Source organism: Hahella sp. HNIBRBA332 (assembly GCF_030719035.1).
Lineage (GTDB): Bacteria > Pseudomonadota > Gammaproteobacteria > Pseudomonadales > Oleiphilaceae > Hahella.
On record NZ_CP132203.1, the window covers coordinates 3675166 to 3698896 of the forward strand.

Consider the following 23731-nt stretch of genomic DNA (forward strand, 5'->3'; position numbering starts at 1 on the left):
TTAATACGCAAGTCGCAAAAAAGGCCCCACGCCGTCTGGAGTGGGGCCTTAACGTTATTTGGACAGTCGCATCAGTTCGCTGACCGCTGCGGCGGTTTCCGCAGGTTTGGTCCGGCAGAAGTAATGGCCGCCCTCGGCGAGTTCAACCAACGTTACTGACTCGCACACCTTGCTCCACCCCAGATACTGTTCCCGATACTGCAGCGTCAGGGGATCGTCTTGCGCCGCCACCATGGTCAGCGGCAATGACATAGGCGTCCCGTTTTCCGTTAAATCAGCAAGGTAGCGGTTGGCGCCGCAGGCGTCATGACGGAAGGCTTTCACCAATTGCGCCAGTTGAGGCTCAGATAATGCGTTCAGATCGCCGTAGCCCGTCTGCGTCACCAGCCACTCGCCCACGTCCTTCAACGGCATGGATTCCAGTTCATCCGCAAGCGTACGCGAGCGCTCCGCGTCCGGCAGTAATTTACCACCGATAAATACGCCGGCGACGCGGCCGCTTTCCTGCAACAGTGCGGCGGTAGCCAGGGCGGCGGCGCTGCCGACGCAATGTCCCCAGATGAAGATGTCGCCGCGGATGTTAGCGCTGATTTCCGCAGCGACCTTGTTCGCCAACGCCTCGACGGACAACAGTGTTTCGCCGGTATCACTCGGGTTATGCCCCGGGGGCTCCACGGCGAAAACCTGCACCTCGGCATTCATCTCCGCCAGACGCTCGGCGAACGGTTTGAAGTTAATCGCGTTGCCGCCCGCATAGGGGAAGCACACCAAGGTGACCGGCGCTGAACGCCGATCAGGAGTCATCGCCACTAGAATGTCAGCTTCGTCAGCAGGCATTTTCTTTCTGGCGACCTCCGCTAACGGCGCCAGAGTGGAATTGCGCATGAGATCCACCAGGGAAATCAGCCCTTCCAGCAGAATCGTGACTTTCATCGCCGCCAGAGAGTTGCCGCCCAGGTCAAAGAAGTTATCGTTGCGTCCGATATTCTCCTGGGAAATCTTGAGCGCCTGCGCCCAGGCCGCCGCGATGCGCGCCTCCACAGCGTCCAGCGGGGTCTGTTGCGCCGCCGCTGTGTCGACGTTTTTGCCCTGCTGCAACTCAGGCTTCCGGAAAATCAGCGTCGCCGCCTCGTTGACAATCTCAACCCCACCATCCTGCACATAGCGCCCTTTAAGGTCAGTGCGCTGCAATCCCAGGCCGTTTAGGGCCGGGTTAACATCAGTCTCCAGTCTGTCCGCTTCAGCGTTCACAAAGTACAGGTCCCCAACAGCTCCCACAGGGATAAAGCGACCGGATTCTCCCAGGAGATAAACGCCCGTATCCGTGTTTTTCAGCTCCGGACGCTGAGTCAAATTCCCAGGAACCTTAGCGCCCTGCTCAGCGATAGCCGCCAGTTCCTGCTGCGTCAGGATGGGCTGACGTCGGGGATCCGCTTTCGGGTCCTGAGTCATGCACTCAAAGATAGTGAGATAGTATTGCGCGAAGTTCTCCACCTGCTCCGCCGTGAAAGCGTGCTCGTGGTAGTGCAGGCTGAGTTTCACGTCGTCAGTGAAGAAGTGACGGCAGAATTCGGCCCGAATCGCGAATTCCGTCTCCGAGTTCGCTCGCACGTCCAGCAGATTGAACTCCGGCATTTCCTTGAGTTCTTTCAGCAGATAGAAATGGGTGTAGTTGAAAGCAGTGTCGAACAGCGGTTCCTGCGTCCCGATATCCTGCTTCATGCGCGCCATAGGATAACGACGGTGCGGCAACAACGCCGCTTCCGCTTGATACACGCGTTGAATCAGGCCAGCCCAGGATTCCGCGTCGACATCCACCCGGAACGGCACTGTGTTGAGGAAAAGTCCGATCGCCTTGGTGGCGTCTTCCGCTTCCGGACGGCCGCTGTGTTCATAGCCGGTCATGACGTCCGCATCGCCGGAGACCACGCTCAGGAACTTAAGATGCGCCGCCATCAACAGTGTTTTGACCGGGACCGCCAACTGGTCCGCCAGCGCAATGATCCTGTCGGACAGTTGCTTGCTGATGTCCACCTCGTGGAACAGTACGGACAACTCCGACACCGGTTGGGCGGCGTCCAGTTTGGGCAGGCGAGTATAGATCGCGCCATCCAGCATGTTCACCCAGAATGCGCGATCACCGGCGGACTGCAACGATTGCGCTTCCAGACCGATGTAATTACGGATGTGATTGTCCACCAGCGGCTCGTCAAAGGTCCCGCCCTGCAGCAGCCTGTTGTAGATGCGGAATAACTGCGTATGCACCAGGGTGATGCTCCAGCCGTCGAGGGCGGAGTTATGCTGACTGAGCACATAGCGGTACATATTGTCACGCAGGACATGCACATGCAGGCGCACCAGACCGGGCTGATTCCATTCAAAGCGGTACGCTTTCTCTTCCGCCAGCCAGTCCTGATGCCAACGCTCCTGCTCTTCCTCGCTCATTCCCCGCAAGTCGTGACAGTACAGTGGCGCTTCCACGTCCGTATGCACCATCTGGATATACTCGTCGAAGCCATCCAGGTGATAACTGGTGCGGAAAATCGGATTGCGCTTGACCAGAATGTCCGCGGCGCGCTTGAACACCTCCAGATTGATCGGGCTCTCGATGATGTAGCTGATAATGTCGTGATATTGCGCCGTACCGAAGGTCAGTTCGTTCTGGAATATCAGCCCCGCCTGCAACATGGACAGCGGATAGGCGTCATCAACCCCTTGCGGCAGGCGCTGGCGATCCTGCTCGCCCAACAGTTCAAACGCCTCAAAGTGGTGCTGCTGAAGCTCGCCTTTTTCCTCTTCCATCGCCTGCGCCAAGGTCGCTATCGTGGGATTGGCGAACAATTGCTGGAAGGTGAACTCCAGATCAAATTTCCTGGCCTTGGCGAGCACGGTGACAAAGTGAATGGAGTTACCGCCAATCGCAAAAAAGTTATCGTGCACGCCAACCCGAGGCAGCTGCAGAACCTCCCGCCAGATGTCCGCCAGAATTTCTTCCGTGCGGTTACGAGGCGCAGTGTATTCCGCGGTTTGCAAATAACTGTCCGGCGACGGCAGCGCTTTCCGGTCCAGTTTCCCGTTCGGCGACAGCGGCATTTGCTCCAGCACGATGATCATATCCGGAACCATGTACGCCGGAACCTGTCCCGCCACATGCTGACGCAGGGCCTCTTGCTCCGGCTCGCCGCTGACGGTGACGTAAGTGACCAGCTTGTCCAGACCGGCGGCGCGGTGCACCAGGGTGACGGCGTCGCGTACGGCGGGATGGGAGCGCAGGACCGCGTCGATTTCCTGCAGTTCAATGCGAAAACCGCGCACTTTCACCTGATGATCCAGGCGTCCCAGATATTCGATTTCGCCATTGCCGAGCCAGCGCGCCAAATCGCCGGTTCTATACCAGCGTTCAGATGCGTTTTCAGGATTTGAGACAAAGCGATCCGCCGTCATTTCCGGCAGCGCATGATAGCCCCTCGCCAGTCCGACGCCAGCGATGCAAAGCTCGCCAGGAACGCCAATGGGCAGAGGACGCAACTGCTTGTCCACGATATAGATTTGGGTGTTGTCGATAGGACTTCCGATAGTGACCTTGTCCAGTTCAGGTTTGGCGGTGCAGTCAAGATGGGTGACGTCCACCGTCGCCTCAGTCGGCCCATATAGGTTGATCAGGCGGGTTCCATTGGCCGCGTGCAGCAGCTTCTTGAAACGCTCCGCCTGATGCAGGGTCAAAGCTTCGCCGGAGGTAAACACCTTGCGCAGCGACTGCAGGCGGGCCACCGCCTGAGTGGACTCCACATAATCCAGGAAGGCGTTCAGCATGGACGGCACAAAGTGCATGGTCGTCACCTTATGCGCCTCAATCGCCGCCACGATTTTCTCTGGTTCGCGCTCTCCGCCGGGCTCCAGCATGCAGACGCGGGAGCCGGTAAAGAACCACCAGAACAACTCCCATACGGAAACGTCGAACGAAACCGGCGTTTTCTGCAGAATGACGTCCTCCGCCGTTAACGGATAGGCGTCCTGCATCCAGGCGATCCGGTTGATGACGGAGTGATGCTCAATCAAAACGCCCTTGGGTTTACCGGTAGAGCCTGAGGTGTAAATGGCGTAGGCGAGATTTTCCGAACCGCCGACGATTTCAGCTGTCGCCGCCCCCTCAGCGCCCAATGCTTTGTCGTCAATATCGATGACGGTATAGCCGGACGTATCCACCTGCAGCAGATGACGATGCGTCAGAATGACGTTGGCCCCGCTGTTTTCCAGCACATACTGAATCCGGTTTGCAGGATAACCGGGATCTATCGGCAAATAGGCCCCGCCGGCTCGCAAAATCGCCAGAATCGCCACGATCATCTGGGTCGAACGTTCCGCCGCCACCGCCACCAGCTGATCTTGCGCCACGCCAGCTGCGCGCAACTGCGCCGCCAGGGAGTTCACTGCATCATTTAGCTGTGCATAGGACAAATGATCCTGACCACAAATCACCGCCGCCGCATCCGGCGTCCGCGCCGCCTGTTCCGCAAAGACCGTTTCGATTCTGACGTCCCGGCGATATTCCCGCTCGGTTGCATTGACTTGCTGCAGCAAAGCCTTGTCCGCCGGCGTCGTGATGGAAGCCGCCGCAACGTCGGCGTCAGGCGCGCTCAACAGCTCCAGCAGCAACTTTTCAAAGTGTTCAGCGATGCGTTGTATGCTGTCGGCGTCGAACAAACCGCCGTCATAGGAAATCGTGATGGCGCCTTGCTCAGCGTCGACGAAGTGGCTGATCAGCACACGACACTGAAATAGACTGGCTACCGAATCGTCAGCTTTCTCAAGCGCTTGCAACGCCACATCGAAAAAGGGATTGCCGCCTTTTTCCGCTTCCAGGCCAAATTCGTCCGCCAACACCGTCAACGGATAGTCGCAGAATTCCAGCCCCGCAAGCATGGCGTCCCGCGCCGCGCCCAGCAGCTGCTTAAAATTCGCGTGCGCCGGCGCCTGGATGCGCAGCGCCAGATAGTCGGACAGTTTGGTTTGCTCCGGTTGCAACGGCTGACCGATGCAGGCCGTGTCGGAGCCGGTGTAGCGACGCAGCAATTCCGCCAGCGCCGCCAGCATGACCACTTGACGCGTCGCGGTTTTGCCGCCGCTTAACTTATGCAGGCGCTGCCTTACGTCGGCGTCCAATGTATGCACATAGCGTTGATTCAGCGACCCCGACGGCTTCACCCTGTCGGGATGAAACAGGCTTTTCTCCACTGGCTCCGCCAACAGACCGCGCCAGTATTTTCCGTGCTCCGGCCGCTGCGCCGCCGCAACCTTTAATTGTCCTTTGGTTTCTATCGACTGCATGTCCTACTGCCTCTAAATATTAAAATTCAAACTCGATTTCCGGTAACGCAACCGGACCACTTTCTTCGTCCTGATTCAGCGTTCGAATCTGGCTATTCATATCCCCAAGCGCCTGATCGATGATCTCCAGCAGCCGATCACGGAAAGAAGCCAATGTCTTGGCTGTGAAAAGATCGCGGTTGAAATGCCAGCTTGCGCGCAGACTGGTCTCGCCGTCTTCAATTTGCAGGTTAAGGTCATAGATGGCGGCGCCGGTGGCCGCCGGCGTCCAGACTATCGCGCCGCCCAGAAAGGTTTGTCTGCTCAGCCCCGTGTTCTGCAACGCAAACATGGCGTCAAACAGCGGAGAGCGGCCATAGGAGCGCTCCCCGGCGACCTGCGCCACCAAGCGATCAAAGGGGTAATCCTGGTTGTCGAAGGCGTCCAGCGTCATCTTGGCCACCTCTCGCAGATAATCCGCAAAGCGCGCCTCCGGGGCCGGGCGTAACCGCAAACAGAGTGTGTTCACAAACATCCCCTGAATGTCGTCGACGCCTGGGGCCAGACGACCTGCAACCGGCGTCCCGATGGTGATGTCGTCATCGCCGGTGATCTGAGCCAGGAAGACGCCATAACAGGCCAGCAAAAACTGGTAGGCGCTGACTTGATCGCGTTCAGACAGACGACGAATGTTCGCCGTTCTCTCTGCTCCCAAATCAAATTCAAGAAACTCACCGTTGAGACTGCGCACTCCAGACCTCGGAAAGTCCGTGGGCAAATCCGGTAACGCAGGCTTCTCCGCATACATTTTCAACCAATAGGCTTCCTGCTCCGCCAAATGAGCCTGCCCGCCATCGCCGGCCAGCCAGTGCGCATAATCACGATATTGCAGAGGCGACTCAGACAGTGTGTGGCCGCGATACAACGCCTCCCACTCCGCAAACAAACGGAGCAGTGAATAGCCGTCAGTCAAAATGTGGTGAATATCGAAAAGCAGATAGGTTTTCCCTGTGTCGCGATAGAGCGCTGCGCGCCACAGGGGCCCCTGCTGCAAGTCGAAGGGTTGGATGAATTGAGTCAGCGCATGGAATACGTCTGAAGCCGCCGGCGCCTGCGCTATCGAGACAGCCAGATCTGCATGAATCCGCTGACGGGTGACCTCCCCGTCACGCTCAAACGAAGTGCGGAGAATTTCGTGTCGATCGACTAACTGCCGCAAGGCCTCCTGCAAGCGAACCGGGTCTATATCCGCCTGCAGTTCCACCCAAATCGGTAAATTATAATGGCAGGCATCCGCCTGCTTGGACTGCTCAATGAACATGCGCACCTGTTGCGGCGTCGCCTCTACGCTGGCTTGCGCAGGCGAAGCGCTCACACCGGACCCGGCGGTGCCTGGCCCGCGCTGCATTCTGACTAACGCGGCCAACTCCGCCACCGTTCCACTGCGTAGAACATCGGCGACGGCGACTTTCACTCCCAGGTCATGACGCACCCGTGACGCAATCATGGCGGCGGTTAACGAACTTGCGCCCAATCTGAACAAGTCATCATCCGTCGCCAAATGGTCAACGTGTAAAAGTGAACGACAGATTTCCAGCAACACGCGCTCGTTATCATCCACTGCTTCGGCGCCGCCGGACTCTACCTGCTTCATCTCCGCCAGGGCGCGTCGGTCCACCTTGCCATTAACCGTCAACGGCAATTCAGGCATGGCCCAGACCGCCGCAGGAACCATGTGCGTGGGTAGTTGGTCGATGAGTTGCTGGCGCCAACTATCCAGATCAAACTCATCGGCGACTCCTAAATAGCAATGCAGCCGATATTCCGCTGCGCCTTCTGGCTTGAGTGCGAGCACCAGGACTTCATTCACTTGTGAATGCGACAACGCCACCTTCTCGATTTCGCCCAGCTCAACCCGAAAGCCGCGAATTTTGATCTGAAAATCCCGGCGTCCGAGAAATTCCAGCTCATCCTCGGCATTCCAGCGCGCCCGGTCTCCCGTGCGATAGATTCGGCTTCCAGGAACATAAGGATGGGGCACGAACGCTTTCGCGGTGTCGTCTTCCCGTCCCAAATACCCTAACGCCAAACCAGCGCCGCCGACATACAGCTCGCCTTCAAACAGCGGCGGCGTCAGACGACCAAACCGGTTCAGCACCAGCGCTGCGGAATTACTGATGGGAGCGCCGATGGAAATACTATCCAGTCGAGCGGGATCAATGCGCTGCACAGTGGATATCACCCCGTTTTCAGTGGGGCCGTAGGCATTCAGAATAACGATTTCCGGACAGGCGGCGTATACCGCAGCCACCTGCTTCGGGGATATCACATCGCCGCCCACCAGCAACTGGCTCAAGGGTGCGAACATGGCAGGATCGTCACTGGCCAGCTGCGAGAACAGCGAGGTCGTAATCAACGCAACATCCGTTTTCCGCTCTCGGAAAAAGCGCGCCAGTACAACGCTATCCAGGAGCACTTCCCGATCGACAATCTGCAGGCAACCGCCGTTGAGCAACGCCGCCCAGATCTCAAACACACTGGCGTCAAATCCCGTGGCGCCGGCCTGGGCCACGCGAACACCGGTTTGCAGATCGAGATAATTGGTGCGTCGAACTAATCGCAGAACCCCCGCGTGCGTGTTCAGCACGCCTTTGGGACGCCCGGTGGTGCCAGACGTAAACATCAGATAGGCCGCCTGAGAATCTGCCTGAGCAGACTGCGACGGTGTCTGGATTTGCAGGGCGCGCACCCGCCCGCCAGGCATGTCCAGCGACAGCGACGCATGCTTCACATCGATCAGGTCAGTCGGCGGCGCCTCTTCACTGTGAATCAGCGCTGCGGCCTGACTGTCTTCCATCAGCACCTGAATGCGCTCAGCGGGGTAGTCAGGATCCAGCGGCATATAGACGGCCCCGGCTTTCAGCGCCGCCAGCGCAGAAACCGTCATGGGAATGCTGCGCGGGGTCAGGATGGCGACAACTTGCCCCGACTTTACGCCCAGCTCACGCAAGGCCTGGGCAAGCTGGTAGCTGGCTTCATCCAATTCGGCGTAGGTAAGCGAGATCTCGCCATGAGTGACCGCCAGCGCTGAGGGCGTTTCCGCCACCTGGGCCGCGAAAGCTTCTTCAATGCGGGCGTATTCAGCGAAATACGTGGTTTCCGCCGTTCCCCGCTGCAGTCGTTCAGCGATGTCATCGGGCGCCAAAAGCTCCAGCTGAGACAAGGGTTTGTCCTGCAACAACCCCATCTCCAGAATATTCATAACCGCCGCGCACAGAGGGCGCAGGTAGCCGTAAGAAGCGAAAACGCCGCCTCCCTGAACTACCATCTCGGCTCCCTCCGCCGTGACGCGCAGTCCCATGACAATGGGCGCCCGAGGGGCTTCCCTCTCTCCCAGATTAAACAGCAAGGGCGTCAGCAGGTCCTGCGCTGGCGGCAGAAGACCATATTCTTCCGCAGCAAGCTTGAGATATGGGAACGCCCGGTGAGACAACGCTTCCGCCATCGTCTTCGCGACCAGATCAATCACTGAGGCCAGATCAGCGTCGGGGTCCAGCGTAAACGTCAGTGGAATAATCTCGCCGTCATCCAGTTGCACTGACAGCGTCTGCCGCTCCATGTCAGTAAAATGCATCAACGCCGCCAACCATCCCGCCAGCGCCACTTGTTGCGGCGTAACGCCCTTCTCGACGGCAGCGCCTTCAATGGCGCTCAACAGATCAGCGCCGACAGGCATGCTCGCCACCAGACGCTCGACAGGCTCCGCCGCCCGGGACGGCGCTTTCAGTTCCGTTGGCGACCAATCGGCGTCAAACAGACCCCGCCAATAAGCTTCCGCCGCGCGGATCGCTTCAAGCTCCGTGAAATCCATATCACTAACCTCCATGGCCGACCATTACCGGCGCCAGTTTTTCAATAGTCTGCCGCACATATAATTCACGTATCGGCAACGCAGGCAGTCCCGCTGCTCTCATGGCGGAAGCGATTCTGACCGCGTAAAGGGAATTGCCGCCAAGGCTGAAAAAGTTGTCGGCCGCCGCGACTTCGCGCCCCAGCACCTCACTCCAAACCCTCACCATATCGACGATGAGACGATCTGTTTCTGTCTCCGCCTCGGGCTCGTCAACGCAGGTTTCAGCGGACTCAATTGGTCGCTCCGCCGCCTTGGGCTTGTCCATCGCCTTGCTTGGCGCCGTGGGCTCCGGCAGCTTTTTGACGTCCAGCTTGCCATTCGCTGTGAGTGGCATGGCCTCAACCGGCGTAAAAGTGGACGGCATCATATAGGCCGGCAACATCTTCTCCGCTTTCACTATCACGTCTTCCACGGCGATATCGGACAACACAAGATAGCTGTCGAGACGGGCGGAAGCCGGATCGTTTTTATCCGGCTGGTTCAATACCACCGCCGCCGCTTCCACGCCGTGGACGCCAAGCAACACCTTACGGATTTCATCCAGTTCGATGCGGAAACCACGCAATTTCACCTGACTGTCCAGACGCCCTAAATGCTCCAGACGTCCGCAAGGCAATAAGCGTCCTTTATCGCCGCTGCGATACATGCGGCCGCCACAGAACGGATCAGGCATAAAACGCTCTTCCGTCAGTTCCGGGCGGTTCAGGTATTGCGAGGCGACGCCTGCTCCCGCAACGTAAATTTCCCCCGCCACGCCCACCGGCAGAATATTGCGCGCGGCGTCCAATACATATAAACGCCAGCCTGGAATCGCCGGACCGACGGAACGCGAGCCGGCGATGGCTTCCGCCCGCGCAATGGTCTGGGCGGTGACATGCACCGTGGTTTCGGTAATGCCGAACATGTTCACCAGACGACAACGGGATTCAGGGTAACGGTCGAACCACTTCACCAGCATTTTCGCGTCGAGGGGCTCGCCGCCGAAGATAACCAGCCGCAAATGCTCCAGCGGCGCGCCGTTGCGCTCCATTTCCATAAACTGGGAGAACGCGGAGGGAGTCTGATTCAGCACCGAAACCTGCTTCTCTCTGACCAGTTCCAGGAACTCGTCAGGAGCGCGGGAGACCCAATAGGGCACAATCACGAGATGAGCGCCGGTCAGTAGACTTCCCCATATTTCCCATACCGAGAAATCAAACGCAGCGGAGTGGAAGAACGTCCAGGCGTCCTTTTCATTGAGACCAAAATCCGCTTGCGTCGCCGCCAGCAGACTGACGACATTCTTGTGAGGAACCACCACGCCTTTGGGCTTGCCAGTCGATCCTGAGGTGTATATCACATAGGCGGCATCGTCTGCGCTGAGTTGCTCTGCGGAGGGCGTCGTCACCCGGGCGTCGTCAATATCCCGCTCCAGCTCTGACGGCGTTATCAACCGCCGCCCCTCCGCCACAGGGAATGCGTCAGCGTCGGTAATCACCAGACGGATCTCGGCATTGTCGCAGGTATAGGTCAAGCGCTCTTCCGGATAGGCCGGGTCCATGGGGATATAGATCGCGCCCGCTTTCAGAATCGCCAACATCGATGCGATCAAATCAAATGACCGCTCCAGACAGATACCGACGCGGTCTCCCGGTTTGACGTTGAGCACCACCAAATTCAACGCCATAAGATGGGCCTTGCGCTCCAGCTCCGCGTAGGTCATTTGCTCGTTTTCGTAGGAGAGCGCGACGGCGTCTGGAGTTTGAGCGGCCTGACGAACGAACAACTGCTCCAGACGTTCTGTTGCAATCTCGCCAAGCTCACGGTCCACGCCCAGCGCAGCCATCTCCTGCTGCGCTTTTTCATCCAGCAAAGCAAAGCTGCGCAGGTTCAACTCGCCGTCTGCACGCGACAATTCATACGCCCGACGCACGCACTGGAAGAATTGTTCGACTCTGTCGCCTGCAAACAAAGCGCCGTCCGCCAGCCCGCTGACGCAATATCGCCCCTGCCCCTGATTCTCAATGAGCAGCGTCATCGGATAAGGCGCTCCCAGGGAGGGCGCATAGTCGCATGCCGCCACCTTGGCGTGCGGCGACTTCGCAGCATCGTAGATGAGCGCGGCCAGAGACACCTCGCCGCCGTTTTCACAATCCTGCAGACGATTCGCCAGCTCTTGCGAACGCCAGGCTGGTTGCTGCAACGACTGTTCAATGTGCGACCTAAGACGCTGCGCCGTAGCGTCTTCCTGCACCGGCGCGACCGCCAGAGACCAGCCGCTCACCGACTCGGCGCGGCTGTCATTAATGGCGACGACCGGACCATTCGTTGCGGAATAACGAGCCCATACCGTCGTCAGCGCGCTGATCCAGCCCGCCACCAATTGCTGGTCATCCTGGCCGCTGAAAACGCCCAGAGGCATTCTGATCACGCCCTCTTCGCACTCTTCGCCCTTGCCCCGCCAGTCCGGAAGCGGAGAGAAGTCGGCGGACAGCAGAGAGGACAACTCCGGCTCAGATCCTGACGCCGCCGCAGGCGACTGGTAAACGGCCTCTTGTTCGGAGAGGGCCGCACAGACGAATGCGTCCAATGATGATTTATCAAAAACAGCGCGGTTGGCGACAATCACCAAATCAACAAAGCGATCTGCGTAGGTTAATAACACCACGCGAATATAGGGAAATGTCTCAGCCAGCGGCCTCTCCATTTCCTTTCTGACGCGGTCCGCAGCCTGGAGGCTGTCCGCCCGAAAATGCAGCGTCTCAATCCAGACGTAATCGCGCCCCTCAGCCGTTTTTTGCATAAACGGCAGAGCTGCAAGGGCATGTTTTAGCCGCATCGCAACGGCCTCTGGATTAACGGATTGCGTCAGTCGATAGGCGGCGGCGTGCAATGCGCTGGGCGCGACATCGCCGTCACTCAGATAAGAGCTCAGATTCCCGGCCATTTCCGGGTAATTAAAAAACGTGCTTTTCATGGAAGTGCCTTATGTCGAATGAGAAAATCTGGACAGTCCTTGGCTAAGAACCCTATCCACCGCCTAACGTGCGGAGAAGCCGCCGTCTACGGTAATCACGCTTCCGGTGACCTGACGGGACTCGTCAGAAGCCAGCCACACGGCGCTATGGGCGATATCCTCAGGCTCAATCAGCGCATTCATAGGCTGCGCCTGCACAAAGGTGTCCTCATGCTCGGCGACAGGCACATGCAGGGAGCGCGCGATCTCAGACAACATGCGACCTTCGACATGAGAGGCGTCGCGAACGGAGCCCGGGCATAACGCGTTCACCCGGACTTTAAGAGGCGCGTAATCAAGGGCGACGGCTTTGCTCAGCCCGATGACGCCATGTTTGGCCGCCACATAACCGGAGAAATGGCGGTAACCGACCACCCCCGCCGTGGAAGCAATATTGATGATGCTGCCGGAGCGACGCTCCGTCATGGCGGCGCCCACTGCGCGAATCATCCGCCAGGCGCCGGAAAGATCGACGTCAATCATGGTCGTCCATTCATCTTCGCTGATGTCATGGGCGATTTTTCCTGACGGCGCGGCGATGCCTGCGTTATTCAACAGCACATCAATGCGCCCGAAGCGATCCAGCCCTTTTGCGACCACCGCGTTGATCTCGGCCTGCCGCGTCACATCCGCCAAGCCGGTCAATACCGCCACGCCCTGCTCTTCACATAATTGAGCGGTATATTGAAGTTGGCTCTCCGACCCCAGGGGATAAGGGACGGTGGCGATATCCCTTCCAATATCCAGCAGTATCAGATCCGCGCCCTGTCTGGCGAACTCAAGGGCGCAGGCGCGCCCCAACCCTCTGGCTGCGCCGGTAACCAGCGCTACTTTTCCTTTCAGTCTCATAGTTATCTCCTTGACGACACTGCGATCCACTAATAACAAGAGTTAAAGAACCGCACTTTCGATCAAAGCGATAAGCGCCTTGGGATTGTCCATCAAATACATATGGCCGCCGGGAAGCTCTTCGTGCAGGGTTTGCACGGAAGAGGCCTTGCTCCAAAGCTTTTTATCCTCAGCGCTCACCAATTCATCCTCGCTTCCGCGAATGGTCAACACAGTGATCGGCAGAGAGTCATCCGCCAGGGGGAGATAGCTTTCATGCATCTCAACGTCAGCGCGCAGCGTCGGGAGCAGCACTTCGCGCATGATGGGGTCTTCCAGGGCGGGATGAGAGTATCCGGCAAACTCATTTACGCGACGCACAAATTCGTCATCCGGTAATCCGGAGGCGCGCTCTTGCCTGTTGTTCCAGGGGCTGGGAGAGCCGCTCACTATCAACCCCTGCACATTCGCCTTTTCTTCGCCGCACATGGCGCGCGCCAGCTCAAACGCCAGCACCGCGCCCAGGCTGTGTCCGAAAAAGACGATGGGTTTGGAGAAATCCAGCTCAGCCATTAACTCGGGCATAATGCCATGCACCGCATCCGCGACATGGGTGTAGGCGGGCTCGACAAAGCGCTTCTCCCGTCCTGGCAACTGCACGGCGATCACATTGAGTTTCTCAGACAAGTCCTTCCACTCGTGAAACACCGATGCGCCTGCGCCAGCGAAGGGGAGACAAACCAAGTTAACCAGAGAGACATCTTTCATTTTCTGTATCCTTTAGTTATTACTATTTCCTTTTTCGCCGACGCATTTATAAACGCCAGACAATAGGAGGCCATAAAGCCTGTTTAGCTTTATATAAAAATAAAATGAGCGGTATTTATCGATGGACTAGAATAAGTCTATGCGAGGTTCCATATACTTCCCTTTCCACAATTAATACTTCCTGATTCCCGTTAATATTGTCTAATTAGACAGAATTATCATACACGCAAACTATTTAATGCTCGCCGTGTTGCATGAACATGACGTAGCGCAGAGTCGTTAGTTTCCGCACGCGCCAAAAAATCAACAACCTATTGATTTTTATAAAAACAAATAAGTTGTCGCCTCCGCAAAAAACAAGCGTCAGCACGTCTAAACAGCGTAAATTTCATAACGACAGAACTTTGTCATCCTCGCACAAAAATTCAAAGCAAGGTGTGGAAATTTCACATAAACACTTAACTATACTTGTATAAACGGGATAAGAAGCGTTGGAGAGAGGAACCCGAGATAATATAGCCGGAATAGGACATAAACGGACGGATAGAGGCCGTCCCCTTTGGCTTATGATACAACATCCTGTAATACTCGTAGTGCTGTTAATGTTTAATCAACAAAACGTGATTATATATATTTTTTTAGCGGCTTCAATCTGATAATCAGTATTTTTTACTATATTGCAGCGTTAGGGTATAGAGCTGCTATCCCTATCGCCTGTTTGCTCAATGAGCCGGCATCAGCAGAGCGCACTTTCAGCGGCCGCTCTCTTCAACTACCGCGCATCAAAATGGTTTTTACTGGCATTATTGTTCGCAAATTATGGATAGTCCAACCATAAAGAGCAGATTTATTCCTCGTTATGCACCCAATAAACTGGTCCTGACACTGAGAAGCAAGTATTCAACACCACACTCTGGAGACGATATATGAGCAGCAAAATCGCAATAGTCACTGGCGGAAATCGCGGTCTGGGTAAAAACACGGTATTGCATCTGGCGAAAAAAGGCGTGGATATCATTCTGACCTATCGCAGCAATCGCGCCGAGGCGGAGGATGTGGTCGGAGAAGTGCGTCAAATGGGGCGCAAGGCGGTCGCATTGCAACTGGACGTAGCCGAAAGCAAGAGTTTCGCGGACTTTGCTAATTCAGTCGCCCAGGAACTCAGCGCCAACTGGGGACGCGAGCAGTTCGATTATCTGGTGAATAACGCGGGCATCGGCATCCATGCGCCTTTCGCGGAAACAACGGAAGAGCAGTTTGATCAGCTAGTGAATATTCATTTGAAAGGCGTTTATTTTCTGACGCAAAAGCTTCTGCCGTTCATCGCAGATGGAGGCAGAATCATCAATATTTCCACCGGTCTCGCCCGCTTCGCCCTGCCCGGTTACTCAGCGTACGCTGCGATGAAAGGCGGCGTAGAGGTGCTGACCCGCTATATGGCGAAAGAGCTGGGAGCGCGAGGCATAGCGGTGAACGTGGTGGCGCCGGGCGCTATTGAAACGGATTTCGGCCAGGGAGTCGTGCGCGATAACCCGGAGGTCAACAAGTTTATCGCCTCGCAAACCGCACTCGGACGTGTCGGTCTACCGGACGACATTGGCGGCGTCATCGCCGCTCTGCTCTCAGAGGACAACCGCTGGATCAACGCTCAGCGCATTGAAGCGTCCGGCGGGATGTTTCTCTAAGCGGTATCAGCGGACCAGCCCAAGGGCTGGTCCAATTATGCATTCGCTGTGATCTCACCAACGTTCCCTTGGCGGAAATCAGGCTTTATGATTGCGGACTTCAGACTTAGATCAATGGTTCGCTATGTCCTCAATCCCGGTGTCGTGGTACTACCTGTTTTTTCAGCTTCTATCCATCGCGCTCTGCACCACACTGCTCGCATTGATACTGCAACGTTTAGGCAAATCGGAATACTTTTCCTACGCTACAGGCATCCTTAGCGCTATTTTTATCTTCTTAGCCGCGCCGAGACTCCTGGGAGTTTATGCTCGCAGCGAGCAAATCACGTTGGATATGGCGATAGGGTTCATCGCCTTTTTAATCGTCGGTCTATTTGGCTTGATATATGTCTTGGCGAGCAACGCTTTATCTTATTTAAAAGCCAAATGGGGAAAGCGCCGTTAACGCGATAACCCAACGCTGATATAGCCACACGCCATCAATACGCCAATCGCCAGGATGGCGATGTAAGCTCTTTTCTTGAATGCATTGCGGCCTTGGGCGGAGATAAAAGCAGCGATCGGAACCAGTATTCCCATTTCAATTCCCAGATTTCGCCAGAAATAAAAGTTAAGAAAGTCGAGCTTTCCCGCGCTGGGCAGAAAACCATAGTCAAAGGCGTATACGGTGTCGGTCAGCGGCCAGAATATGGGATTTTTATGCACGCCGACACAGTAATCCATGAGCACGTGGGCCATAGAAGCGGCGCAAATCAAGAGCGAGTTTGCGTTCCTTAAGCGTTTGACGAACACATACTTCTTCAAACCCAGTCCGATGCAGGCGATCGCCAGACTTGCTCCAATGGAGTGGGTATAACGAGGCGCTATATTGACGCCGAAACACCATGTCAGTAGATAATCCAGATCGGGGCATATGACCAACCCCATAAAGAAACAGCTCAGGAACAACTGCTCCGATTTATTTTCCGATTTGGCGTTATCGCCAATCGCCGCTCCAATCAGAGCATGGCCGAATATAGAAGACATCGATTCAGGTTACCGCAACTCACCAGTGCTTCAGGGCGCGATTCCACTGGTACAAACACCAGGCGAACACATTATAGATTTTGTTCAACAGCCAGCGCAGGCCGGAAACCTTGGACACCTTCGCTTTCCACTGCTCCGACGACGACGCCTCCCAGATAGCGATAAAGGCTTCATATCCCACGCGCAAATCGCCATTAAGGTCGATGACATGCAGCCGCTCTCTGACAAATTCGAGATCGGCGTTGAGGTCCTTTACTTTATCATTGTCCAGATGCACATCTTCCCATTCGACACCGCAGACCGCTCCTTTTTTCTGCTGGAATTTAATGCCAGCATCACACACCGGACAGGCGGAGTTGTAGAAAACGCGGATTTTAGGTTCCATAGGCGTCCTTAAAAACGAATACAGCAATCCAGCATCGGACAATAGAAGCAACGAAACGCAAGCATATGGAAAAAGATCTTACGCTGAAAGCGCGTTTTAAAGCTCTGATACAAAGCGTCCCCGAGATCATGGAAACTATCGAGGCTTGCGCCAATTATGGTCTGCCTGATTATTATCTGGCTGGCGGCGCCGTCACCCAGACGCTTTGGAACAGCATGCTTGGAGAGGCTCCGCTGAGCAAAGTGAAAGATTTCGATGTGGTCTATTTCGCGCATGAAGCATCAGGGTCGGAAAAAGAGCATGAGAACACACTTAATCGCCTGATTCGTCATAGCATTCCTATCGATGTTAAAAATCAGGCGCGTGTACACGAGTGGTATCCACGCAAGTTTGGACACGACATCCCACCCTACCGGAGTGCGGAAGCAGGTATTTTATCCTGGCTGCCCGCATTCGCGATTGGCGTGCGAAAACAGGTTGATGGTCTAAAGATATTCGCGCCTTTCGGTCTGAATGACGCCATGAACATGATCGTCCGCCCTAACAAGACCGTCATGAGCGCAGCCAACTATATGACTCTGGTGGATAGTTTTAAACGTCGATGGCCTGCTGTAACAGTTTTATCTTGGTAACTATTTGATAGCATAAGACAGAACAGCCAAATAACAGAGTAAACTTTCATACATAGAATAAAAACAACCGTTTTACTTCTACCTTTAGTCGTCTTTTAAAACTTATTTCTAAATCTTTCGGCTATTTTTTCCAAAGAGATCATAACATCCCGATCTCTATCCGTTCCCTTAATCTCATCTGGACGGCGAGGGTCCCAATGTTTCACGATAGAGATGATCAGAAATGTGTCCTTATCATAAAATCCAGGGCAGTAGACAATAACTTGCCCCGATGTTCTCCTGATTGGCGCAAGTCGAAGAGGAAATCCTTTCGGATTATAGTGCACATGTTGTAACTCCACGTATCTACTGTCGTGTGAATGCGTATAAGGAAAATCTCTACCAAAAGTGCTAGGTAATCCTTTTCCGGACTTGTAGTCAGTAAACTCAGCTTTTAATATAGCGGCCCTTCTCTCTCCGAGAAGCTCCCGCAGAGTGCCATATACAGAAACCTTCACCAATCACCGTCCTTTGTATTTTTTATAGATTTTTCTATTGCGTCGGCGATCTTACTCAGCTCACTATCACTAACATATAGTTTCTGGCCATTAGGCTCATCGTCCCTTTCATCGTACTCAAAAATTTCTATAGGTTTCTGATCTGCTGTTTTGGGTGGAATTAGTGTTCGCTTTATTTCCATTATTCAAAGTCTCCATCATCAGAGTCTTTAAGTTTTTTAGCCATTTTTTCAACTATTTCATCGAGATCGATATCATCATCTTCCATCTGTGACGGTATATCCTTGACCTCAGTATCTCCCCGTCTCAAATAATCCAAGACATCTATCATCTCTTCATAGTCGTGCCTTTCAGAGGCATAGAAAACGATATCTCCATTAATGGTTATGGCAATCGCATTACAATTATATTTTTGAAATGCACCCACAGGATCTTTTGCAAAATCCTCCACCGACATAGTATGCTCTGCGTACAATTTATCTGACATCAAATCACCTCTCTTCTAGCATCAGTATTCAGCCTGCTTAGTTTTAAACCACTTACGAATCAATAAATTTTCATATCTGACTCAAATTATATATTTAAACAGATAAAAAGCGCATTCGTTTTATCCCTAACTCACACTCAGTAGGCTACACTTTGTCCCGTACTTTATAGCTCTCATAAAAAAGCATTTACCACGGCTTATATAGTGAAAACGAAACGATAGCAACCATATCACCGCTACAGTCGATAAAATCACTGAGCAACGACTAACCTTCATTTTTTACACGAACAATAAAGCCCGGAGATTGAGCCTGAGGCGACTTTCGCCCCGTACACATCAAGGAAGTATCTGATATTTAACATCCATTCTCAGGAGGAGAATCTCAATGTCAGGATGCTTAGCCACCCTATTCCCAGCCTCATTAATCCGGGCCTTACTCGCCCTACCACTGCTGTTGTGCTTCTGTGCAGGGTCCCCTGTCTGCCTGGCGGAGGCTTTTGGAATCAGAATCAAGGATTCCGCCAAAAACTGGGGGATGACGCAGAACAGTTATTATTCCTTCAGTGTCCATAAAAACGCGCTCTTCGCCGGCGGACGCGCTGTGCATGGTTCGGGAGGTCCGACTGCGCGCCTACTGCGCAGTGAGGATGGAGAGAACTGGGCGCAGGTGGATGTCCCCTTCAGCACGGACGATAACGAGGTCCGTCGGGTCTGGTCCGCTCCCGACGGATATCTCTATGCGGTCACGCAGAGCGACACGCCCAAAATCTATCGCTCTCTGAATGGGCGGCATAACTGGACGCGGGTTAAGACACTATCCGAGTCGGATGAATACGGTCGCTGGTTTGAAGCCTTTCAGGGTTGCATTTATCTGGCGGGCCGCAGCGACAAGCATACTGAAGCCAGGCTTTATCGTTCCTGCGATGGCGTTACCTGGAACGTAGCCGCCTCCTTTCCCGGCGTCACCGGCATTTTTTCCTTACTGGCTCACGAGAATACACTGTACTTGACGACAGGACTCCCGTACTCAGGAGAAGTCAGCGTAATGGCGTCGGATAACGGAACAAATTGGGCGCGCGTGAATGAAACGACTTTCGCCAGCGATGAAACTCTGCATTCTCTGGTGGAGTGGCAAGGCGCGTTTTGGCTGGGCACATTAAACAGCACGACTGGCGGAGCGATCTGGCGCTCAGAGGACATGCGCGTCTGGGAGAAAGTCACCGGTGACGGCATGGGAGTGGGACTTGATGAAAAAGAGGTGTATCGGCTGTATCCCTGGGGAGATCTGCTGGTCGCAGGAACCTACAATCCGGTGGATGGCGGCCGCCTATGGGCAACGGAAAACGGTCGCGACTGGGGCCAGATTGGCAGTCCCGGCGGTAACTCCGGGAGCCAATATAAAGGCGTATTTGATTTCATCGAGTTTCACGGAGCGCTTTACACTGCACATCGAGTCAGCTCTATCGCAACGAATATCCCGACTTTTCCGCAAGTCTTACTAAGACAATAGACTCAAACTGATAAAGGCGGTTTTGCTGTCCGCCTTCATCGCCTTTGATAGGGTTCAGATCACGATCTCACTGGGACAGAACGCCCGGATTCTGTGACCATCCGGGTCCTGAACAACAAAGGTATAACCAAAGTCCATTTGCGTAGGCTCTTGAATCACCTTCGCCTGCTTCGCGCTCAAAACTTCCAGCGTTGCGGCGACCTCTTCACGGCTATCAAGCGTTAAGCCAATCTCAACCCCTCCGCCAGTTATATCGGCGGAGGGTTCTACTGCCTGTCTGGCCCATAATCCCAGCTTCCAGCCTGAGTCCAGCACAAACAGAGAGAAACCAGGGGAAGACTCCACCGGGGCTTTCCCCAATATATCCGAGTAAAACGCAGTACTGGCTGGAATATCGTTGACATACAGAATGATGTAAGAAGGTTCTTTCATAATTGTTCTCCAATTTCAATCTTTAGCTGAATCCGGTTATCGGGCGAAGCTGAAGCGTTTGCCTGGCTTCAATCGCTTCGTTGGAGAGCATCTTAGGCGGACATACTGCCAGTTTCTGGCAGTAGCGTTTTACTGCGGCTCCACGCCTTTGTATTCACGCCACTCTTTCATTAAGTCATGACGACGTCGGGGAATACGCGCTTCCAGATTATGGAGTTCGCCAATACGATCTGTGCGGAAATGACGAAACCCTTTACGCAGCTCGCACCACGCCACCACCACTCGGATGGTGTCGAAAAAGCCGACAGCAAAAGGCCAGATGATCCTTGTGGATGCGTTGCCTTCGCTGTCGCCGTATGCAATGCACAATTTGCGTTCAGCTCTAATCGCCGCCCGCACCCTTTCCAGTATGCTATCGTCCTCGGGTTGCTTCGCCGCCGGGCCAATCAGCAGCGTGGACGTCTCCATCTCCTGACGCAATTCGGCGGGAATCACCGCCGCAATTTTTGCAATCACATTACGGGCGGCTTCCCCCAACTTCGCATCGCCACGCCGGGACACCCATCTTGACCCCAACACCAACGCTTCAATCTCATCATCGGAGAACATCAAAGGCGGCAACATAAAGCCAGGACGCAACAGATACCCCACGCCCGGCTCCCCCTCAATATGCGCGCCCTGAGCCTGCAACGAAGCAATGTCGCGATACAACGTGCGAATACTGACGCCCAACTCAGACGCCAACTGCTTACCGCTCACCGGATAACGGTAGCGACGCAGAGTCTGCATGAGTTCAAGCAAACGTTCAGCCCGTGACAATTTTGGTGTTCCTGAGTGGGGAATTAAAAAAACATGAAGCACATACTGCCATAAACTGGCAGCTTGTGCTTAGGAGGGAAGAAATTAAAGGATGGCTATTTGGCGTTGTTGTAGCGCGTAATCTCTTCGAGAGTTTCTGGGGGATATTTGATATTGACGTGTTCGAGGAACTCTTCGAGCAGCTTTTCCTTATTCGACTCCCATTCAGAAGCTGATGGAAATTCGTTATCCCTAAAGCCGGTAAAAGAAACCCTAAAACTCAGGAAGTGCTTAGCCGTAATAGCTGTGTTGACAATATAGTATGTACCAGTACTAGGATGCCCAACAGGCGCACTGAACCACACCCCTCCATCATGCTCTCTACGCATAAAGTCACTATTTTTCTTAGGATAGACCCAATAGTCTTCAAGCGTCGGCGATCTGCCCAACTGCGAAAACTCTTCATCCACCTCTCTGTCAAGGTCTTTATAGGGTGCGTACCCAATATTAACCAGCCATCTCTGTAGCTCTTCTTTGTTAATCAAAGAATCATACTCAGCTTTATCATCAACAATATAACTTAACGCCATGCTAATGGTCATATAACCTGCGTAGGCTTGACTTTTAGAGTAGCGACACTCCCACCCACAATCCAATAACGTAAGTATGCTATGCGACGGATAGGTTCTACTATAGGAATCGCGACTATATATATCCGCCTTCCCTATAAATACTGACTCAAAAGGAGCTTCATGATCTGGAAGTCTCATAATAACTTCCACATCAGACAAATCCCAGCTGACTATTGGGGATTCTGTATAGTTATACTTAGATATAATCAGGTCATTTACCATGTTTTAACCTTCCTTGCTATTTCGTCAACAACAGACATAAATGTTGGCCGCGTGTCACTGGCAAATTTAGTTCTCGCTTCCCCCAGCCCTTTACTTGCACCAGCTAAGCCTTTAGTCAACATGTCAATATTTTTTTTATGGAAGCGACTACCTAACGCATCTACAGTCTCCTGAAGAGATAACGACAAGTTTACAGTAGCCGGATAGTTATCATTCAAAATTACTGCGTCAGTAGTGAGTTCTGCACATTTTTGCTTCAACACCCCTAACATATTAGGGAATATACCCTTTCGAGGAATTGATGGGTTTAAGAATCTAAATCGGTGCTTATCAAGGATCTTCGCTTCTGGATCTTTTTCAAGAAGCTCCACGGCCTTATTTAAAATTTCTGCAGCTTCACCAACAACTAGCCAATCAAGCGGTTCCAGGTTCTCTATACTCCTAGCCTTTTGAGTGGACTTTATGACTAAAGCAAGTTCTTTAGCTGCTATTAATGGATCGTGTTGTCTACTTACGGGATTAATCCAATTCCCTAACTCATTTCTTATATGAACGGGAATATAAAACAACCCAAAGTCAGTTTTCCAGCCATCACCAGAGATACCATACCGTTCAAGCGCCTTTTTAGCATTCTTAGCGGTTAACTCTAATGATGCCATGCCTCCTATACATGCTCCCACTGTATCTACAACACCACTATCCTGTTTCTTAATATCGAGGTTTGCATCAAACCCTGACAACTCTCTTGCCCGATATAACCCAGGATCTTTGCCGTCGCCTTTATAATTGCTTTTTATATTCGTTACATACACGCCAGGTAAACCGCCATCATCCTGACACTGGTATACCTTATAGTGAATCTCAACGGCCCCTATTTCTTTTTTGTGAAGGAAGCTGTCTTTAGAATTTGAGGAGGAGTTCACATCCACACTACTCGAACGCAACCCCTCAATCCCTTTTATTATTTCGATTCCGTCAAATGTGCCAGGATCGACTTTATACAAAAATTGAGGAAACAAACCAAAGTCAATATATACAGGCTTACCTGACTCACCTTTAGTGGCGTCTGAAAAGTAGAAAAAGTTGTTATCACTCATAAAAAACCTTTGAATCCATACAAAAAATCCACACCAAAGCATGGAGCTACACAAGAGCAGCAGAGAAACACTGGAAAGTATTCGGGGAAAAGAGAGTGAAGCACAATCAGGCTTCGAATACTGTAAAAGACATTAAAATAGATGCAGCAACCTAAGCGACACTTCTCCTAAAAACCCTTCACACAAAGGTGCTTTTTCTACAGTTTATTTGATTGACGCATGTAATCCCCCTTAAAAAAATAGAAGGATACGCCACAGTTACCGTCTGAGAGGAGGATTATTTGGCAGGTGTTGGAACCGGTACAGTTATATATCGACTTCCTGTTGCAGATAGCGGAATAGCCTGACCTTTAGAGAACAAGTGCATCTTGGAGAAAGCCAATGGTGATGGTGTGGAATTGAGGCGTAACACGGAAGATGGAGACGATCTACCGGCGACGGAGAACGGTCGCGCCAAGTAGGCAGTCCCGACAGAAGTTTCGGTAGCGAATATAAAGGTGTGTTTCGTTGAGTTTCG

The 23731-nt window shown here is 53.5% G+C and carries 17 protein-coding genes; 4 read left to right on the forward strand and 13 right to left on the reverse strand.

Features of this window, described 5'->3' with window-relative positions; all coding sequences use genetic code 11:
- Positions 1–54 precede the first annotated feature (54 nt).
- From O5O45_RS16275 to O5O45_RS16295, 5 genes are all read right to left on the reverse strand, one after another.
- A complete protein-coding gene (locus O5O45_RS16275; protein ID WP_305900442.1) occupies positions 55–5328 on the reverse strand; it encodes a non-ribosomal peptide synthetase in 5274 nt (1757 codons plus the stop codon).
- A gap of 19 nt (positions 5329–5347) precedes the next feature.
- Positions 5348–9178 (reverse strand): amino acid adenylation domain-containing protein, encoded by a 3831-nt coding sequence (locus O5O45_RS16280; protein ID WP_305900443.1) that lies wholly within the window; start codon positions 9176–9178, stop codon positions 5348–5350.
- 4 nt (positions 9179–9182) lie between these two features.
- On the reverse strand, positions 9183–12176 hold the full coding sequence (locus O5O45_RS16285) for an amino acid adenylation domain-containing protein (protein WP_305900444.1): 2994 nt from the start codon (positions 12174–12176) through the stop codon (positions 9183–9185).
- Positions 12177–12239: 63 nt separating this feature from the next.
- The gene (locus O5O45_RS16290; protein ID WP_305900445.1) at positions 12240–13064 is read right to left on the reverse strand and encodes an SDR family oxidoreductase; all 825 of its coding nucleotides are present in this window, start codon (positions 13062–13064) and stop codon (positions 12240–12242) included.
- A gap of 42 nt (positions 13065–13106) precedes the next feature.
- Positions 13107–13811, reverse strand: coding sequence for a thioesterase II family protein (locus O5O45_RS16295; protein ID WP_305900446.1), 705 nt, complete (start codon positions 13809–13811; stop codon positions 13107–13109).
- Positions 13812–14737: 926 nt separating this feature from the next.
- Between O5O45_RS16295 and O5O45_RS16300 the strand changes: the two genes are divergently transcribed.
- Positions 14738–15496 carry an SDR family NAD(P)-dependent oxidoreductase gene (locus tag O5O45_RS16300; RefSeq protein ID WP_305900447.1) on the forward strand — a complete coding sequence of 253 codons (759 nt, stop codon included), beginning with the start codon at positions 14738–14740 and terminating at the stop codon, positions 15494–15496.
- A gap of 91 nt (positions 15497–15587) precedes the next feature.
- Positions 15588–15941: a hypothetical protein gene (locus O5O45_RS16305; protein ID WP_305900448.1), complete on the forward strand. Its 354-nt coding sequence runs from the start codon at positions 15588–15590 to the stop codon at positions 15939–15941.
- On the opposite strand, the gene O5O45_RS16310 is transcribed toward O5O45_RS16305, so the two are convergent.
- Both O5O45_RS16310 and O5O45_RS16315 read right to left on the reverse strand, forming a co-directional pair.
- On the reverse strand, positions 15938–16522 hold the full coding sequence (locus O5O45_RS16310; RefSeq protein WP_305900449.1) for a metal-dependent hydrolase: 585 nt from the start codon (positions 16520–16522) through the stop codon (positions 15938–15940). The genes O5O45_RS16305 and O5O45_RS16310 overlap by 4 nt on opposite strands.
- Before the next feature lie 19 nt (positions 16523–16541).
- Positions 16542–16907 (reverse strand): thiol-disulfide oxidoreductase DCC family protein, encoded by a 366-nt coding sequence (locus O5O45_RS16315; RefSeq protein WP_305900450.1) that lies wholly within the window; start codon positions 16905–16907, stop codon positions 16542–16544.
- A gap of 65 nt (positions 16908–16972) precedes the next feature.
- Here O5O45_RS16315 and O5O45_RS16320 point away from each other — a divergent pair, with 65 nt between their 5' ends.
- On the forward strand, positions 16973–17539 hold the full coding sequence (locus O5O45_RS16320) for a nucleotidyltransferase family protein (protein WP_305900451.1): 567 nt from the start codon (positions 16973–16975) through the stop codon (positions 17537–17539).
- 95 nt (positions 17540–17634) lie between these two features.
- Here the strand turns inward: O5O45_RS16320 and O5O45_RS32000 are convergent, their stop codons facing one another.
- Together O5O45_RS32000 and O5O45_RS16325 are read right to left on the reverse strand one after the other, a co-directional pair.
- On the reverse strand, positions 17635–18036 hold the full coding sequence (locus tag O5O45_RS32000) for a type II toxin-antitoxin system YafO family toxin (RefSeq protein ID WP_371747850.1): 402 nt from the start codon (positions 18034–18036) through the stop codon (positions 17635–17637).
- Positions 18037–18217: 181 nt separating this feature from the next.
- Entirely contained in the window at positions 18218–18523 is a 306-nt protein-coding gene (locus O5O45_RS16325; protein WP_305900452.1) for a hypothetical protein, read from the reverse strand.
- A gap of 385 nt (positions 18524–18908) precedes the next feature.
- On the opposite strand from O5O45_RS16325, the gene O5O45_RS16330 reads away from it, so the two are divergent.
- A complete protein-coding gene (locus tag O5O45_RS16330) occupies positions 18909–20033 on the forward strand; it encodes a beta propeller repeat protein (RefSeq protein ID WP_305900453.1) in 1125 nt (374 codons plus the stop codon).
- Between the two features lie 54 nt (positions 20034–20087).
- Here the strand turns inward: O5O45_RS16330 and O5O45_RS16335 are convergent, their stop codons facing one another.
- The 4 genes from O5O45_RS16335 to O5O45_RS16350 all read right to left on the reverse strand — a co-directional run bounded on the left by O5O45_RS16335 (position 20088) and on the right by O5O45_RS16350 (position 23214).
- Positions 20088–20465 carry a VOC family protein gene (locus tag O5O45_RS16335; RefSeq protein ID WP_305900454.1) on the reverse strand — a complete coding sequence of 126 codons (378 nt, stop codon included), beginning with the start codon at positions 20463–20465 and terminating at the stop codon, positions 20088–20090.
- Positions 20466–20594: 129 nt separating this feature from the next.
- Positions 20595–21284: a helix-turn-helix transcriptional regulator gene (locus tag O5O45_RS16340; RefSeq protein ID WP_305900455.1), complete on the reverse strand. Its 690-nt coding sequence runs from the start codon at positions 21282–21284 to the stop codon at positions 20595–20597.
- A 95-nt stretch (positions 21285–21379) separates the two neighbouring features.
- A complete protein-coding gene (locus O5O45_RS16345; RefSeq protein WP_305900456.1) occupies positions 21380–22117 on the reverse strand; it encodes a hypothetical protein in 738 nt (245 codons plus the stop codon).
- Positions 22111–23214, reverse strand: coding sequence for a hypothetical protein (locus O5O45_RS16350; RefSeq protein WP_305900457.1), 1104 nt, complete (start codon positions 23212–23214; stop codon positions 22111–22113). The genes O5O45_RS16345 and O5O45_RS16350 overlap by 7 nt, the downstream gene beginning before the upstream one ends.
- Between the last annotated feature and the right edge of the window lie 517 nt (positions 23215–23731).